Origin of the sequence: Ilumatobacter nonamiensis YM16-303 (assembly GCF_000350145.1) — a bacterium.
Taxonomy (GTDB): domain Bacteria; phylum Actinomycetota; class Acidimicrobiia; order Acidimicrobiales; family Ilumatobacteraceae; genus Ilumatobacter_A; species Ilumatobacter_A nonamiensis.
In genome coordinates this window covers 1-14,106 of sequence record NZ_BAOL01000033.1, presented here as the reverse complement: position 1 = coordinate 14,106, position 14,106 = coordinate 1, and the positions used below count along the sequence as shown (strand labels likewise).

At 65.1% G+C, this 14,106-nt stretch carries 16 protein-coding genes; 13 read left to right on the top strand and 3 right to left on the bottom strand.

The window, feature by feature from the left end; all coding sequences use genetic code 11:
• The first annotated feature begins 133 nt into the window (after positions 1 to 133).
• Complete coding sequence (locus tag ON45_RS04600) at positions 134 to 1,282, top strand: tyrosine-type recombinase/integrase (protein WP_083914330.1); 1,149 nt, start codon at positions 134 to 136, stop codon at positions 1,280 to 1,282.
• On the opposite strand, the gene ON45_RS24035 is transcribed toward ON45_RS04600, so the two are convergent.
• The gene (locus tag ON45_RS24035; RefSeq protein ID WP_148288526.1) at positions 1,248 to 1,418 is read right to left on the bottom strand and encodes a helix-turn-helix domain-containing protein; all 171 of its coding nucleotides are present in this window, start codon (positions 1,416 to 1,418) and stop codon (positions 1,248 to 1,250) included. The two genes, ON45_RS04600 and ON45_RS24035, sit on opposite strands and share 35 nt — an antisense overlap.
• A gap of 591 nt (positions 1,419 to 2,009) precedes the next feature.
• Here ON45_RS24035 and ON45_RS04595 point away from each other — a divergent pair.
• From ON45_RS04595 to ON45_RS04540, 12 genes are all read left to right on the top strand, one after another.
• The gene (locus ON45_RS04595) at positions 2,010 to 2,522 is read left to right on the top strand and encodes a hypothetical protein (RefSeq protein ID WP_040492323.1); all 513 of its coding nucleotides are present in this window, start codon (positions 2,010 to 2,012) and stop codon (positions 2,520 to 2,522) included.
• 185 nt (positions 2,523 to 2,707) lie between these two features.
• Positions 2,708 to 3,376, top strand: coding sequence for a hypothetical protein (locus ON45_RS22945; RefSeq protein WP_051062457.1), 669 nt, complete (start codon positions 2,708 to 2,710; stop codon positions 3,374 to 3,376).
• Positions 3,376 to 4,080: an SAF domain-containing protein gene (locus ON45_RS04585; RefSeq protein WP_158412188.1), complete on the top strand. Its 705-nt coding sequence runs from the start codon at positions 3,376 to 3,378 to the stop codon at positions 4,078 to 4,080. The genes ON45_RS22945 and ON45_RS04585 overlap by 1 nt, the downstream gene beginning before the upstream one ends.
• Complete coding sequence (locus tag ON45_RS04580; protein ID WP_040492321.1) at positions 4,077 to 4,841, top strand: hypothetical protein; 765 nt, start codon at positions 4,077 to 4,079, stop codon at positions 4,839 to 4,841. Before ON45_RS04585 ends, ON45_RS04580 begins: the two co-directional genes overlap by 4 nt.
• A complete protein-coding gene (locus ON45_RS04575; protein ID WP_083914322.1) occupies positions 4,838 to 6,145 on the top strand; it encodes a TadA family conjugal transfer-associated ATPase in 1,308 nt (435 codons plus the stop codon). Before ON45_RS04580 ends, ON45_RS04575 begins: the two co-directional genes overlap by 4 nt.
• On the top strand, positions 6,142 to 6,981 hold the full coding sequence (locus ON45_RS04570) for a type II secretion system F family protein (RefSeq protein ID WP_148288525.1): 840 nt from the start codon (positions 6,142 to 6,144) through the stop codon (positions 6,979 to 6,981). Before ON45_RS04575 ends, ON45_RS04570 begins: the two co-directional genes overlap by 4 nt.
• Positions 6,978 to 7,844, top strand: a complete 867-nt coding sequence (locus tag ON45_RS04565; RefSeq protein WP_051062452.1) for a hypothetical protein — start codon at positions 6,978 to 6,980, stop codon at positions 7,842 to 7,844. Before ON45_RS04570 ends, ON45_RS04565 begins: the two co-directional genes overlap by 4 nt.
• A gap of 87 nt (positions 7,845 to 7,931) precedes the next feature.
• Positions 7,932 to 8,141: a hypothetical protein gene (locus tag ON45_RS22940; RefSeq protein WP_040492320.1), complete on the top strand. Its 210-nt coding sequence runs from the start codon at positions 7,932 to 7,934 to the stop codon at positions 8,139 to 8,141.
• Positions 8,138 to 8,530, top strand: a complete 393-nt coding sequence (locus ON45_RS22935) for a TadE/TadG family type IV pilus assembly protein (RefSeq protein WP_040492319.1) — start codon at positions 8,138 to 8,140, stop codon at positions 8,528 to 8,530. Before ON45_RS22940 ends, ON45_RS22935 begins: the two co-directional genes overlap by 4 nt.
• The gene (locus ON45_RS04550) at positions 8,527 to 8,940 is read left to right on the top strand and encodes a hypothetical protein (protein ID WP_040492318.1); all 414 of its coding nucleotides are present in this window, start codon (positions 8,527 to 8,529) and stop codon (positions 8,938 to 8,940) included. The genes ON45_RS22935 and ON45_RS04550 overlap by 4 nt, the downstream gene beginning before the upstream one ends.
• On the top strand, positions 8,918 to 9,355 hold the full coding sequence (locus ON45_RS21045) for a pilus assembly protein TadG-related protein (RefSeq protein WP_051062450.1): 438 nt from the start codon (positions 8,918 to 8,920) through the stop codon (positions 9,353 to 9,355). The genes ON45_RS04550 and ON45_RS21045 overlap by 23 nt, the downstream gene beginning before the upstream one ends.
• 2 nt (positions 9,356 to 9,357) lie before the next feature.
• Entirely contained in the window at positions 9,358 to 12,423 is a 3,066-nt protein-coding gene (locus ON45_RS04540; RefSeq protein WP_040492317.1) for a LysM peptidoglycan-binding domain-containing protein, read from the top strand.
• A 182-nt stretch (positions 12,424 to 12,605) separates the two neighbouring features.
• Here the strand turns inward: ON45_RS04540 and ON45_RS04535 are convergent, their stop codons facing one another.
• Entirely contained in the window at positions 12,606 to 13,607 is a 1,002-nt protein-coding gene (locus ON45_RS04535) for a quinone oxidoreductase family protein (protein ID WP_040492316.1), read from the bottom strand.
• Positions 13,604 to 14,106: VOC family protein (locus ON45_RS04530; protein WP_051062449.1), on the bottom strand; the 503-nt coding region annotated here is incomplete at its 5' end. The genes ON45_RS04530 and ON45_RS04535, both read right to left, overlap by 4 nt.

Below are 14,106 nucleotides of genomic sequence, written 5' to 3'. Positions count from 1 at the left end.
GCGGCACGGGTTCGAATCCCGTACGGGCTGCCAACGCAATCCCAGCTCAGCGGCAATCGAAAGATTGCCGCTGTTGCTGTTTTCGGTCCCGTTGCTACTGGCGTGCTACTGGATTCCACAACGGAGGATCGAAATGAAAGGACACCTACGCCAGCGAGGGGACTCGTGGGAAGCTCGCGTGTACGTCGGCAAGGACGTGTTGAGCGGCAAGGAGCGCTATGCCACCCGAACGATCCACGGATCGAAGAAGGAGGCCGAACGAGTGCTCAACAGACTGCTCGTCGATGCCGAACGAGGGACCGCTGCAAAGACCGGCGCAAACGTCGGCGAGTTGCTGATGACCTGGTTCGAGTTCGCTCGCCACGACTTCTCGCCCAAGACGGTTCGCGAAACCCGTGGCTTCATCGACCGAGATCTCGTGCCTGCACTGGGAGACGTGCCACTCACGAGGGTGACTGCAGCAATGCTCGACAAGTACTACGCCGCGTTGCGCTCGGGAGAAGGGCGTGAGCGTCCGCTCGCGCCGGCCACCATTCGGCGGATCCACGGGATCCTGCGTCGAGCGCTACAGCAGGGAGTGCGATGGGAATGGCTCGGGGCCAACCCGGCCGCGAGCGCATCGCCTCCCCGGATCCCGCCGACCTCGGTGAAGCCGCCATCGCCCGAAACTCTTGGTCGTCTGCTCGAACTTGCATTGAAGGAGGACCCTGACTTCGGGGCGTTCCTGTACTTCTCCGCGACGACCGGAGCCCGGCGAAGTGAAGTCATTGCGCTGCGGTGGACAGACATCTTGCAGGTGCAAAGAGTCGTCCTGATCGCCCGCGGGGTCGTGATCGGCGATGACGGTCGGGTGGAAAAGACCACGAAGACGCACGCCTCACGTCGCTTGGCCCTGGACGACCTTTCGGTCCAACTGCTTGCTGGTGTTCGCGAGCGAGCAGAGGACCGGGCGCATGCGTGCGGTATTCAGTTGTCCGACGATGCCTACGTTTTCGCGGGCGACGTCGAGGGAACGACAACGTGGTACCCGGACTCGGTGAGCCGGTCCTTCAGGCAGCTCTGCAAGAAGGCCGGCGTCGGCAAGTTCAGACTTCACGACCTCCGCCACTATGTGGCTACGCAGCTGCTGACAGAGGGTGTCGACGTACGAACGGTCGCCGGGCGGCTGGGACACCGAAACGCCGCGACCACGCTGAACGTCTACTCTCACTTCATCGAAGCAAGCGATCGCGATGCAGCAGATGTACTCAGCGGTCTGGTGGGTCGGTCAAGCTCGCGTTGAGGAGAGTCCGGAGCCCCGAGACTGGCACGAGGACTCGTCGGCGAATCCGAACTGTTGGCAGCGAACCGTCACGCGCGGCTGCGTACGCCGTTGATCGACTGATGCCCAGCGCGTCGGCCGCTTCCTCGACCGTCATGGTCAAGCGATTGGCGACTCCGGTCGTGACTGACACATCAACCCAACGGGTGGCTCACTCGAGTACAGGAGAAGTTCTGCTCACGAAGGATCGATCCGCAGACGAAGATTCTCCACGTCGCCGATTTGCCCCCCGTTGGGTGGGGTGGAGCATCTTGACGTGCCCAGAATCGGGCGTACAGTGGGTCGTGCCTCGCCGATCGTGGGTTCGTGGAACACCCTGGCGGATGGCTCGTTCCTCCTGAAGCGATTCCATTGCCGCTCTGGTGGCGGTCGTGGACAGGAGGTGCGTTCGATGAGAGTCTCGTGGTTTCTCTTGAAACGGACCACGCCCGGGTCTACCGTTTCGATGACGCGGGCACGACCGTTGGGATTCGTGCATGGCACTCGGAGTGCGCCAGTGAGAGGGCACCGAGCAGTTTTTTGTGGTGTGCCTGCGATCGTCACAGCTCTACTCCTGGCTGCATGCTCGAGTGGCTCCGACAGCGAACCGGCACCGGACACGGCTTCCACGGCTGAAGCCGCAGACAGTACCGCGACAACCGGAACCCGGTCCGCGACGACGACGTCAACGGTCGACACCACGACGAGCGTGCCCGGCTCGACAACCACGGAGTCGGCACCGACAAGTTCCGTCGCGACGACGGTTGCGCCGCCTGCGGACCCCGAGACCGAGGTGCGGGCGACCCTCGATCAGTCCTTCGCCGATTTCTCCGAGTGCCTCACCGAAATGCCGACCTGCGACCCGAGCATTCTCGAGGCCACCCGGGCCGGCGAACTTCTCGATGGAAACGTTGCTCGTATCAACGAGTGGAACGCCGCTGGGTACACGGTGATGGACCGGGACCAGTACCGCTATGTCATCGAGGCCGTCGAGATCGGGAACGACCTGACCACGGCCAACGCACTGGTGTGTCTTGCAGATGGGTCGAAACTGATCGAGCCCGGTGGTGCCAGCGACGGATCGGACCTGATCATCGACGATCAGTTCGTTTCCGGTCGGGAGAGTTGGAGACTTCAATTGAGCGCGGACGGGATGTGGAGGGCGATTGCCGCCCCCGCAGTTGGGGCCACGGAGGAGTCGGACATATGTCCGGCCGCCTGACGCCCTTCGTTGTCGCCGCCTTCGCTCTCCTCTGGCTTGTGCCCGCCTCGACCGTTCGCGCCGCCCCCGGTAGTGGTGGCGGCCAGGGAACCGGAGGGCAAGCGGGTGGCGTACTCACGGCGAGCATCGCGTATGGCACCGGGGGCGATGGCGGCGGCGGTGGCGGCGATGGATGTCGTTGGAAAATGATCGATGGTGGTGCCGCCGTGCCGAACATGGGCGTCGCCGAGTGGCCGCGGGTGGAGGGCGGTGTGACGTACCACATGTGGGAACGCCGTTGTCCCGATGATGCGTTCCCCCGTCTCTTCGAGATTGCCGAAGCAGACCCGGCTGACCTGTTGCCTGGCCTGATTCAACGACTCCGCGATCGGGAGCTTCCGTCACCCGAGCCGGTGTTCGAGGCCCTCGATCCGACGCACGGTTGGGCGTACGTGACCGTGCCGGTCGATTTCCGAAGCGGCGGTGACTCGTGGCGCACGGTGTCGGTCACCGCTCAGTACGGGCCGGTCTGGGCGACGGTCACGGCAACGCCGGCAAAGCTCTCGTTCGACCCCGGTGACCCGGCGGGTGGCGGTGCATCGTGCGACGGCGATGCACCGGTCGCCGGCTACGTCGCTGCGACACCTGGTGCGTGTTCCTACACCTACACGAACTCATCGGCGACGTCGGCGTACGACGGATACCACTTCATGACATCGATGTCGATCGACTGGAACATCTCATGGACGTCGTCGACCGGCGCCGGCGGACCACTCGAAGGTTGGTCGACGACCGGTTCAGCGCCGCTCGCCGTCGCCGAGGTCCAAGGCATCGTGACCTGCACAGGGTCCCGCTCGAGTCAAGGAGGTTGCTGATGATCCGCCTGTTGGATCGACCGGATACGCCGTCGACGAATGGGCATGTCGACGTGCCCGTTGCGTCGGTCTCGAGGCCGACGCAACGAAGGCCGACATGGGTGCTGTTCGGAGCCCTGCTCGTCGGGCTGTCTGCGGTGATCGGCGCCTGGGTGTTCACCGCAACGTCGGAACGAATGTCGGTGGTGACGGCGGCTCGGGACATCGAGCCCGGGGAAGTCCTCTCGTCAACTGATCTACGCGTCATCGAGATCGGCCGATCCGGTGAGTTGCGGGCGGTTCTGTCCGATCAACAGGACCTGGTGATCGGACAAGCTGCACGTGGTCCGATCCCTGCCGGCACGGTGCTGAACTCGGACCTGTTCGCTTCGGCCGACGAGGTGATCCCGTCGGGTTCGTCCGTCGTCGGCGCATCCCTCGAGCCCGGCGCGGCCCCGATCGCCGATCTTCGGCCCGGCGATCGAGTGAATCTCCTCGCGGTAGAAAGGTCGCAGGGGGTTCCGACCGCCGATGTACAAGCTGCTGCGCCGACGGCGAGCGTCATAACGCCCGGCACCGTGTGGTCGGTGGAGCCGCCCGTTTCGGCGTCTGCATCGGCCAAGGTGTGGGTCGCGGTCGCGGTGCCGACCGAGTCACAAGGCGACGTGGCACAGGCTGCAGCGGATGGGTTGCTACGGCTCTCCTTGGTCGGAGCAGACGAATGATCATCACCCTCGCGTCCAGTCGAGGCGCTCCGGGCGTCACGTCCTGGGCGCTCCTTCTCGCGGCAGCGTGGCCCGCAGACGTGGGTGCGGATCGGGTGGTGCTGGAGGCCGATCCGGCGGGCGGCGTGCTTGGCGCTCGCTACGGCTGGGGAGTGGCTCCCGGGCTCGTCGACCTCCTCACAGGGTTGCGGCGAGCGAGCGGCAGCCGAGCGATCGCGCTGGGTGAAGCGGCTCGAACCGTCGGTGATGGGGTGTCGGTCGTGCCGGCCCCGGAGACTGCCGGGCAGTGCCGCACGATCTGGCAGTCGGAGGCATCGTCGGTTGCGCCGAGGTTGGCGGGTGATGCCCGCGTGTGGTTCGTTGACGCCGGCCGACTTCGCGAATCGGACCCAGCCACCGCGTTCGTGGAGCGATCGTCGCTGGTGATCATCGTGTCGGGCGGCCGACCCGAAGACCTTGTTCAGCTGCCGCAGTTCCTCGAAGTGGTGAAGCGAAGCTGCGATCGAGTCGGTGTGCTTGTCACGGGCTCGTGTTCGTACGACGCCGACGAGTTGAAGACGTTCACCGGTGCAGAGCTGTTCTGGTTGGCGAAGAACTACGCCGATCTGATCGAGGACGCAGCGGTTGCACTGAGTGAGACTCGCGCCCGTCGCCGATCGTGGGGGTGGCGACGTGCGTTGGAGATCTCATCGGAGGTCGCGATCGAGGTCTCGCGACCCGAGCGGTCTGGCACACCTCGACCTGTGGACGTATTGAGATGAGAGTCGATGCGGTATTGCTTTCGAAGCTCACGGCAGCAGTTCAGACGGCGCTCGTCGACGAGGCGACCAAGCGAGTTCAGTCAGGTCGGCCGTCGCTCGCACGGTCGGGCCAGGAGGCGCTCGCGGAGTCGGTCCTGCGCGACGAACTTCAACAGATTGACTCCGAGCGCTTGTCGTCGAACAGTGTTCGCCTCGACGACACCGCGGAGCAAGCGCTGATCGAGCGGGTGCTCGCACTCGCGGTCGGGCTTGGTCCGATCGAAATGCTGCTCGCCGATGAGCAGGTGGAGGAGATCGTGGCAACTCGATTCGACCTCATCTTCGTGTACCGCTCGGACGGGACGGTCGAGGCCATCCACGAACGGCTTTGGTCGAGCGAGGCCGAACTCGTTGCATGGTTGTCGCATCTCGCTCGGACAGCGGGGCGAACCGAACGACAGTTCAATCCGCAAGCGCCTCTTCTCGTGATGCGGCTCGGCGACGGCCTGCGACTGGCAGCAACACGCGACGTGTCGAAGAACGTCAGCTTCTCGCTCCGACGCAACACACTCGGCAAGGTCACGCTGGCCGACCTCGTCGGTTTGGACATGATCCCTGAGTCGATCGCCGGCCTACTGCGGGCGGCGATGACGTCCACCGAGATTCGGATCGTCTGCTCCGGACCCACCGGGTCGGGGAAGACGACGATGCTCCGAGCGTGCCTCGGTGAGCTCGATCGCCTCGACCGGGTGGTCATCATCGAGGACACCGCCGAACTCGATCTGTTCGACCCGGTGTTGCACCCGAACGTCGAATCGTGGGAGACGCGCTTGGCGAACAACGAGGGGCACGGGGCGATTTCACAGGGCGAGCAGGTGAAGCACGCTCTGAGGTACCGGCCGGACTGGCTGGTGTGTGGCGAGGTTCGGGACTCCGATGCGGCGGTACCGATGTTGAAAGCGATGACGCATGGTCAGTCATCGCTCACGACGGTGCACGCCGCGTCCGCCGTCGGGGCGCTCGACAAGCTTGCGCTGTATCTCGGAACGGGCGAGGACAAGTTGCCGCCCGAGGTCGCCCACAACCAGCTTCACCAGGCGATCGATTTCGTGGTGCACCTGGAGCGCGGCGTCGATGGCCGTCGACGCGTCACCGAGGTGATCGAGGTCGCCGGATTCGATGGTCAACGTTGCACCACCAACAAGGTGATGGAGTTGGACGAAACAGGGGTTCCACGAACTCTGCGTCGGCTGGAACAGCGCCATGCGCAGTTGCTTGGGCGAGAAGGTTTCGATGATGCCGCTCTCGGTGGAGCGTTCCGATGAGAACACTCGCTGGCGCAATGGTCGGTTTGCTCGCGGCAACAGGTGTGTGGATCTGCCTGGTCGGCTGGCGGGGCGTGGTGGTGCGTCCGGCACGCCGATCAGTCTCGCTGCCGGACGACCTTTGGTGGCGTTCCTGCGTTGTGCTGGCAGCGTTCCTCGCTGGGTGGGCGCTCACCGGGTGGCCCGCCGCAGGCGTGATTGTCGGAGCGGTTGCAGCGGTTCTGCCGATGCTCGTCGGGATCGGCCGCCGGAGAAAGGACCTCAACGACCGAACCGAGGCGCTGGCGTCGTGGGCGGAGATGCTTCGGGACTCGATCAGCTCGCACGCAGGGCTGCGGGAGGCCATCTCGGTCACTGCGCGGGTTGCACCGTTGCCGATCCGCTCGGAGGTTCAAGAACTCGCAGTGCGTGCTGAGCGGGAATCGCTTGGTGTGGCACTTCGCCGGTTCGGGCAACAGGTGGACGACCCATTGGCCGACCTCATCGTGGCAGCGATGGTGATTGCCGCCGAGCGCCAAGCCCAACGGCTCGCCGACCTGCTGACGCAGATCGCAGATGCGGCTCGCGAGATGTCGGGGATGCGGCTGCGTGTTGAGACCGGTCGCGCTCGCACCTACACCTCCTCGAAAGTGCTCGTGATGTTCACGTTCGGGCTCGCGATCACGCTCCTGTTGTTCGCACCTGACTTCATGGCGCCGTACGACACGGCAACGGGACAGCTCGTCATGGTCGGAATCGGCGGGTTGTTCTGTGCCGCGCTGTGGAGCCTTGTCGCGCTCGGCAGACCAGCGAAGACGCCACGACTCTTCGCACCAACCGATGAGGTCGCCGCATGATGCTGCTGGCAATGGTGCTCGCAGGCGCGCTCGCTGGCACCGGACTCCTCTTGGTCATTCGGGGCGCTGTCGGGACGACGACACCACTCGACACCCTCGTCGCAGAACTCCACCGGTCCCGCGGCGGTCTGGCAGACGACAGCTTCGCGAGTCGGCGATTCATCGAGCGTCTCGCCGGCAGCGAGACATCCAATCGAGCATCGGATCTCGCCATCCTCGAACGTTCACTCGACAAGTACGTCCAAGACCGTTTCACCTGGGCACTCCTTGGGGCGGCACCAGGTCTTGCGTTCTGGCTGCTCGCCACCACCGGCGCCCTCACGGTGGTTCCGAACGGGCTGCTTCTCGCTGCGGCACTTCTCGGTGCTGCCGCTGGATGGCTCTACGCCCGACTCGACATGCACAGTGATGCCGAGAAGGCGCGACGCGAGTTCCGCCACGCACTCGCCGCGTATCTCGAGCTCGTCGCGATCCTGATGGCCGGTGGTGCGGGTGTCGAGACAGCCGTCTACGACGCGGCCTCGGCAGGTCGCGGCAGCTCGTTCCGCCACATCCGTGCGGCGCTCACAGCGGCACAGACGAGACGACACGAGCCGTGGTCCTTCTTCGGCGACCTCGGGATGCAGCTCGGAGTAGGCGAACTCATCGAGTTGCACTCATCGATGACGCTCGCGGGAGACGGGGCACAAGTTCGCAGCTCCCTCGGCGCGATGGCATCGGGGATGCGGCGTCGCGACCTGGCACAGATCGAGACGCAAGCGCAGTCGAAGTCGGAGGCGATGGTCCTTCCGGTTGCCCTGATGTTCGCCGGCTTTCTTGTCCTCATCGGCTACCCCGCGCTCGCGGCGCTGTCCACGACATGACATCCCACATCGACCGCTTCCGTGTCGTACCGGCCCGACATGACCCAAACGGGTTCCATTCGACCGGCATCAATGAAAGGAGCAGCCATGCTGCAATTCCAGATCAAGCTCCTCTCCGCCTGGATGGCGGCGAGCGACGTGGTGGCGGAGAGACTCGCACAGGCTCGCGACGACGACCGTGGGGAGGTGAATGCGCACACGGCATTCATCGTCCTCCTCGTGATCGCCGCGATCGCGGCCGGCGGAATCATCGCCGGAAAGATCACGGACAACGCCAACAGCGTCCCGTCGCCGTGAACAGAGTGCGATCGGACGACCGAGGCGAGGTCTCAGCGACGGTCATCCTCGTCCCGGTCGTCCTCGTCGCGCTGCTCTTCGTCATCCAGTTCTCACTTGCCTACTACGCGCGGACCGTTCTCGCCGGCGCTGCGCAGGATGGGGCCGCGGCGGGTGCCCGCCGCGATTCGTCCCCATCCGCCGGAGCGTCTCTGAGCGACCAACTCATCTCCGAGTCGGCCGGATCGTTGCTGACGTCGCACTCCTCGGCAGGAGGTCTCAGCGGGGACACGGTCACGGTCACGGCATCCGGTGAGGTCGTCTCGATTCTTCCGTTCGTCGGAACGATCACGGTGAGCGCCTCGGGCTCGGCGCGCATCGAACGGTTCGAACCGCAGGGCGCACCATGAGCGCGAAACGGGACGATCGTGGTGCAGCGGGCGTCGAGGCAGCGCTCGCCGTCACCGCTCTGCTGATGGTCGGATTCTTCTTGGTCGGCGCGATCCGAATCCTCGGCTCGAGTGGCGACGTCGATGCAGCTGCACACGCTGGCGCTCGAGCCGCCGCCGCGGAGCGGGACTTGGGATCCGCGAGTGCTGCCGCTCAGACCGTGGTCGCCGAGATGCTCGGTGCGCGAGGTGTGGCTTGCACCGATCTCGCCGTGAATGTCGGAGGTGAGGTGAGCGCCGGGGGAATCGTGACGGTCCAGGTCAGCTGCACGGTTCGTCTCGCCGACGCGGCGCTGGCAGGTTTCCCCGGGTCGACAACCGTCAGCGGTAGCGGTGTCGAACAGGTGGATGTCGTTCGAGGTGGGGGTTGACGTGGTGCATTCACACCGACGCGACGACCGCGGTTCGATGATGCCAATGGCGACGATCCTCATCGCCTTTCTCATGCTCGGCGGCTGGGCGCTGCTGTCGGCTACTCAGCAATGGAGCGCGCGGCGTGATGCGCACGCGACCGCGGCGGCTGCAGCCCGAGCCGGAGCGCAAGGAGACGAGCAATCGCTACGCATCGGAGCAGTGGTCGACCCTTCCGCAGCGGCTGGCCGGGCTCAGGCGATTCTCTCGGCATCCGGTCTCGTCGGGTCCGTCGTCGTGGACGGTGAGACCGTCACGGTGACCGTGTTTGCGAACGTCGACTACGCGTTCCCAGCACCGGGCTTCCCGGCGTCGGTCTCGGGGTCAGCGTCAGCGACGGCGGTTGCGGGCGTGAACGGAAACGAAGGAGGCTGATCGTGCCAGTCTCGCGAGCGAGAGCAATCGGACGCTCCGCAGCTGCGCTGATCGCGCTGGCTGCGATCGCATTCGGTGTTCCGGTGATCTTGAGCGGTGTTGCAGGTTGGCCGTTTCCGACGTCGATGCCCGATCTCGGGACCGTGTGGACGCGCCTGCAACAGGGTGATCTTCCGGCGGAATCCGTGGTGAAGGCGATGGCCATCGTGGTCTGGCTGATCTGGTTGCAGTTCGTCTGGGCGATCGCCTGGGAGCTGGCTGTGAACGCACGTCGTGTCGCCGAGCGCCGGCCGCCGCGTGCGGCACCGTTCGCGCCCGCGATGGTGAGCGCGGGAATCGGCCGGTTGGTCGCCATGGTGTTCTCCGCTTCGGCCGTTGTGGTTTCGCTTCCGACGCCGTCGCTTGCGGACTCGCCGCCGTTGGTCCCAATGGAGCAGTCAGAGACGACGCAGGTGCCGGCTTCAGTTGTCCGGCAACAGAGTCATACGAGCACAGAGCCGCGCTGGGTTGTGCAGACCGGTGACACGCTCTGGAAGGTCGCCGAGACCGCTCTCGGCGACGGGGCGCGATGCGCCGAGATCATCGACCTCAATGCAGACATCCGCTCGGCTCGTGACGTTCGATCAGGGCAACGCCTGCTCCTTCCGGCTGACGCAGACATCCCGTCGGATCGTCAGGGCGGGCCAGACGCGAAAGCGATCGTGGCCAGCGAATCAGCATTCCTCGAGGAGACCAGCATCGTCATCGAGCCAGGCGACACGTTGTGGGATCTCTCCACCGAACGACTCGAGAATGCGAATTCGAATCCACCTGCGGCAGCTGACGTGGTTGCGTATGTACAGGAGGTCATCGAGCGGAACCCAGATGTCATCGAAGATCCTGATCTGATCTATCCCGGCGAAGTCTTCGTCATGCCGACAATCGGAACTGCACGTCCAAGTCCGGCACCGGCACCGGACGCTGAGCCTGGACTCGCGGAGGTGGACGCGGAGGTCGTCATTGTCGCTCCCGTGGTCGAGCAGGTGACGCCTGAGCCGACTCCGCACGTCGAGAACGACCCGACTCCGGCGCCAAACGTCGAGACGCCGTACCAGCGCGATGCGGCGCCGACGGCGAGCAACGGCGTGGGTGCGTCGGTAGCCCCGGACCAAGCAGAGGAGGCGGCGGAGCCACCGAGTTCGTTCGCAGCAGCGTGGACGCTTGCGGCAGGAGCATCGACGACATTGATGACGGGCCTGTTGTTGCTTCGCCGTCGACGGCAACGGCTTGCGTCGCTCCGCGGCGTACACGCGGCCGAGCAGAATCCAGATGACGAGGCGTTGGAATCGTTCCTGGTTCGAGCCGCTGACGTGCCACTTCTCACGTGGGCGCGTCACGAACTCTCCTCGCTGTTCGACCTTCCGGAACTCGGACCGGTCTCCGGTGTTCCCGTCGCCGTCGAGATCTCGGCGGTCAGGGGCATCGAGATGCTCTGGTCATCACAGAATCGGGGAGCGCCGAGGCCGTGGGAGTCCACCGACGGCGGGTGGACATGGCGAGCGACATATGACGAGGACATCGAGATCCACGACATGGTCGATTCGACCCCGCTTCCAGGCCTCGTCACCGTCGGTGCTCGCAACGGTCGAGATCTCATGATCAACCTCGAGGCATTCGGCGTACTCGACCTCGTCGGAGACCCGGCAGCAATCCTCGACCTCGCACGGTCGATGATCGTCGAACTCTCGACCGATGAGATTCTCGCCGACACCTACGTCCACGTTGTCGGCGAGAGCTTCGTCGACCTGCCGGCGACTGGCCGGCACCTGCCAACCGATGTGAACACTGCGCGCTCACTCCTCGCGCGGACAACCGAGGAGCACGGTGAACTGCTGAGTGAGGCCCAGGTCGACTCGACGTTCGAACTCCGCCGTGTCGCAGGTGCTTCTGGGCGCGAGGTGGCGACGGTGGTCGTCTCGGGCGGCCGAGACAGTGGCGAGCTGCGGGAGCTCGCCACAGCAAATCGCGGTGTGGGGCTCATCGTCGTGGGGTCGACGTCGACCAGCGATACACACATTGTCGTGGAGAGCGACGGCTCAGCCGAGCTTTGCCCGATGGGTATCAAGTTCACGGCTGCGGCCCTCCCGAGTGCTGCGATCGCCTCCTTGGTCGAATTGGTGGAAGTCGAGGTTGACGCCGAACCGATGACAGTCGGGAATGTCGATCCTGCCGACGACTATCAGTGGACCACCGAGGACACGGCGCGCGACGACGCCGGTGGGTTGGCGCTCGTCGGAGAGGAGGACGCGATCGCAGATGCCGGGGACTGCACCGTTGACGAACCGCCGGTTGCACCCGAGATTCTCGTATCCGTGCTCGGCCGCCCGGCGGTGGCCGACTTTCCCGAGCTAGGACGCATGGATACCAACGTGGTTGTCTTCCTCGCGACGAATGGTGGCGAGGTAACGGACTCCCAATTGATTGATGCGGTGTGGAACGGTCGGATGGTCGAGCAGGGCACGGTATGGAACCGGATCTCGAAGGTCCGGTCGATCGTCGGACCATTGCTCCCAGCGCGAGCGTCGGGCGACGACACGATCAGACTCGCGCGATCCGCTCGAACCGACCTCGACTACTTCACAGCGCTGGTCGAGTACGCCGACGACGGCTCGTCCGATGAAGCCATTGGTCTGTTGTCGGATGCTCTCGACCTCGTCAACGGTCCACCGTTCGACGCACCCGGATACGAATGGTCGCATCAGCATCAGCACCACAGTCGAGCGTGCGGACTCGTCGAGAGCACGGCGCTTCGCCTCGTGGACCTCGCGCTCGATGCCGGAGCGCTCGCATCGGCTCGGCGCGGGGTCACCCAAGCACTCAAGGCGCTTCCGGCAAATGAACCCCTGTATCGAGCGAGGATGAGGATCGAATCGGCGGCAGACAATCCGAGTGGTGTCGCGGCTGCTTTCGATGAGCTCGCGTCACTACTGGCGGAGATGTCGGAGGACGGCGTCGAGTTCGAGCCGTCGCTTCGGACCGTGCGCCTCCGATCGGACCTGCTGGACACCTCGTCCGTCCGGTCGGCCTGACCGCTCATCCAGGTTCTTCTGGAGAACGCTCGAACGCTACGCACTTTGAGCGTTGCCCGAAGAATCGATCACGTTATGGGACGGTTCGCCGTGCGAATACTGCCGGCTATGTGCGCTCCGGCTCGCTCGCTCACTCGGGGTGTCGGACCCGTCGGGTGGGTTCATCGAGAACGCGAGAGTCGCTATGGGAGGAGCACGATCTTGCCGATGCTGGCGCCGGTCTCGATGTGGCGGTGTGCGTCGGCTGCGTCGCAGAGTGGGTAGGTGGTGATGGGGATGAGGTCGGGGTGTCTGGTGACGGTGGCGATGAGTTGGTCGAAGCGGCCGGGAATCTGGTCGAGGTTGGTGACGAGGTGACCCATGAGGGAGAAGTCTCGCAGTGCGAGGTTGCGCCGGGAGCCGATGAAGTCGGCGGCGAGGTTTCCGATGTCGGGCTCGCCTGCGGCGCGTCCGCAAAGTACGACGGTGCCGTGGTCGGCGAGCATCCGGAAGCTGCGCGCGAAATCGGGTCCGCCCACGGCGTCGAACACGATGTCGACGCCGGCGGGTGCGAACTCGCGGACGAGTTCCACCGGGTGACCGGTGCGGTAGGTGACGACGTGTCGGTGTCCGGCGTTACGGGCTGCATCGGCTTTGTCGTCGGTGGAGGTGATTCCGATGGTGGTCGCGCCGAGGTCGGCGGCGACGGCGCCGAGGTAGCAGCCGAGCCCTCCGGCGGCCGCCCAGGTGATGACCGTCGAACCCGAACCGACGCCGCTGCTCGAACAGAGGAACGACGCGGTCATGCCTGCGGTCGGCAGAGTTGCGGCGAGTTCGTCGCTGATCGTGGCGGGGAGTGGGTGCACCATGAGGCGCGGTGTCACGATCTCGGTTGCGTACGCCCCGGTGGCGGCGAGTCCGACGACTCGTTGCCCGATTGCGACGTCGGTGACGTCATCGGCGACCTCGGTGACAATGCCGGCGTAGTCGGAGCCGGGCACGACGGGGTAGCGATCGATGTCGCCGGTTCCGCGTCGCACGTGGATGTCACGGAAGTTGACGGCGATCGCCGTGATCTTGACGCGTACCGAACCGGAAGCGAGTTCGTCGGCTGCGCGAGTTCGGATCTGGAGTACCTCGGCATCTCCGGGTGCGTCGACGACGATCTCGGTGACGGTCTCCTCGTCGCGGCTCGTCTCGGTCATGGCTGTACCTCCGTGTTGTTGTGTCGTTCGGTTCGTGTGGCGATGGCGGACTCGTTTCCGACGCGGAAGATCGCGGTCGGGTCGGTGAAGGTCTTGAACTCGATTGCGTTGCCGAACGGATCGCAGACGAGAAGCAACGATTCTTCGGTGTCGGAGCCCGCACGACGCGTGGTGGGTCCGTAGACGATGTTCGCCCCGCTGCTGGCGATCCGCTCGGTGAGATCGTTCCAGCGACCATGGTCGAGAACGACTCCGAAGTGGCGGATCGCTGCGTTGCGTCCTGCCACCGCTCGGCGATGGGTGTCGCTGTCGTCGACGTGGTGGACGATCAGATGGTGGCCGAAGAAGTCGAAGTCGACCCCACGCTCGTCGTCGCGATCGGCTATCGAGCAGCCGAGCACGTCGGTGTAGAACCGGCGTGCGGCAGCGACGTCGTCGACCGGGATCGACTGGTGGAAGATGGTGGCGGTAGAGGTCATCGCGTGTCCGTTCGTGTAGA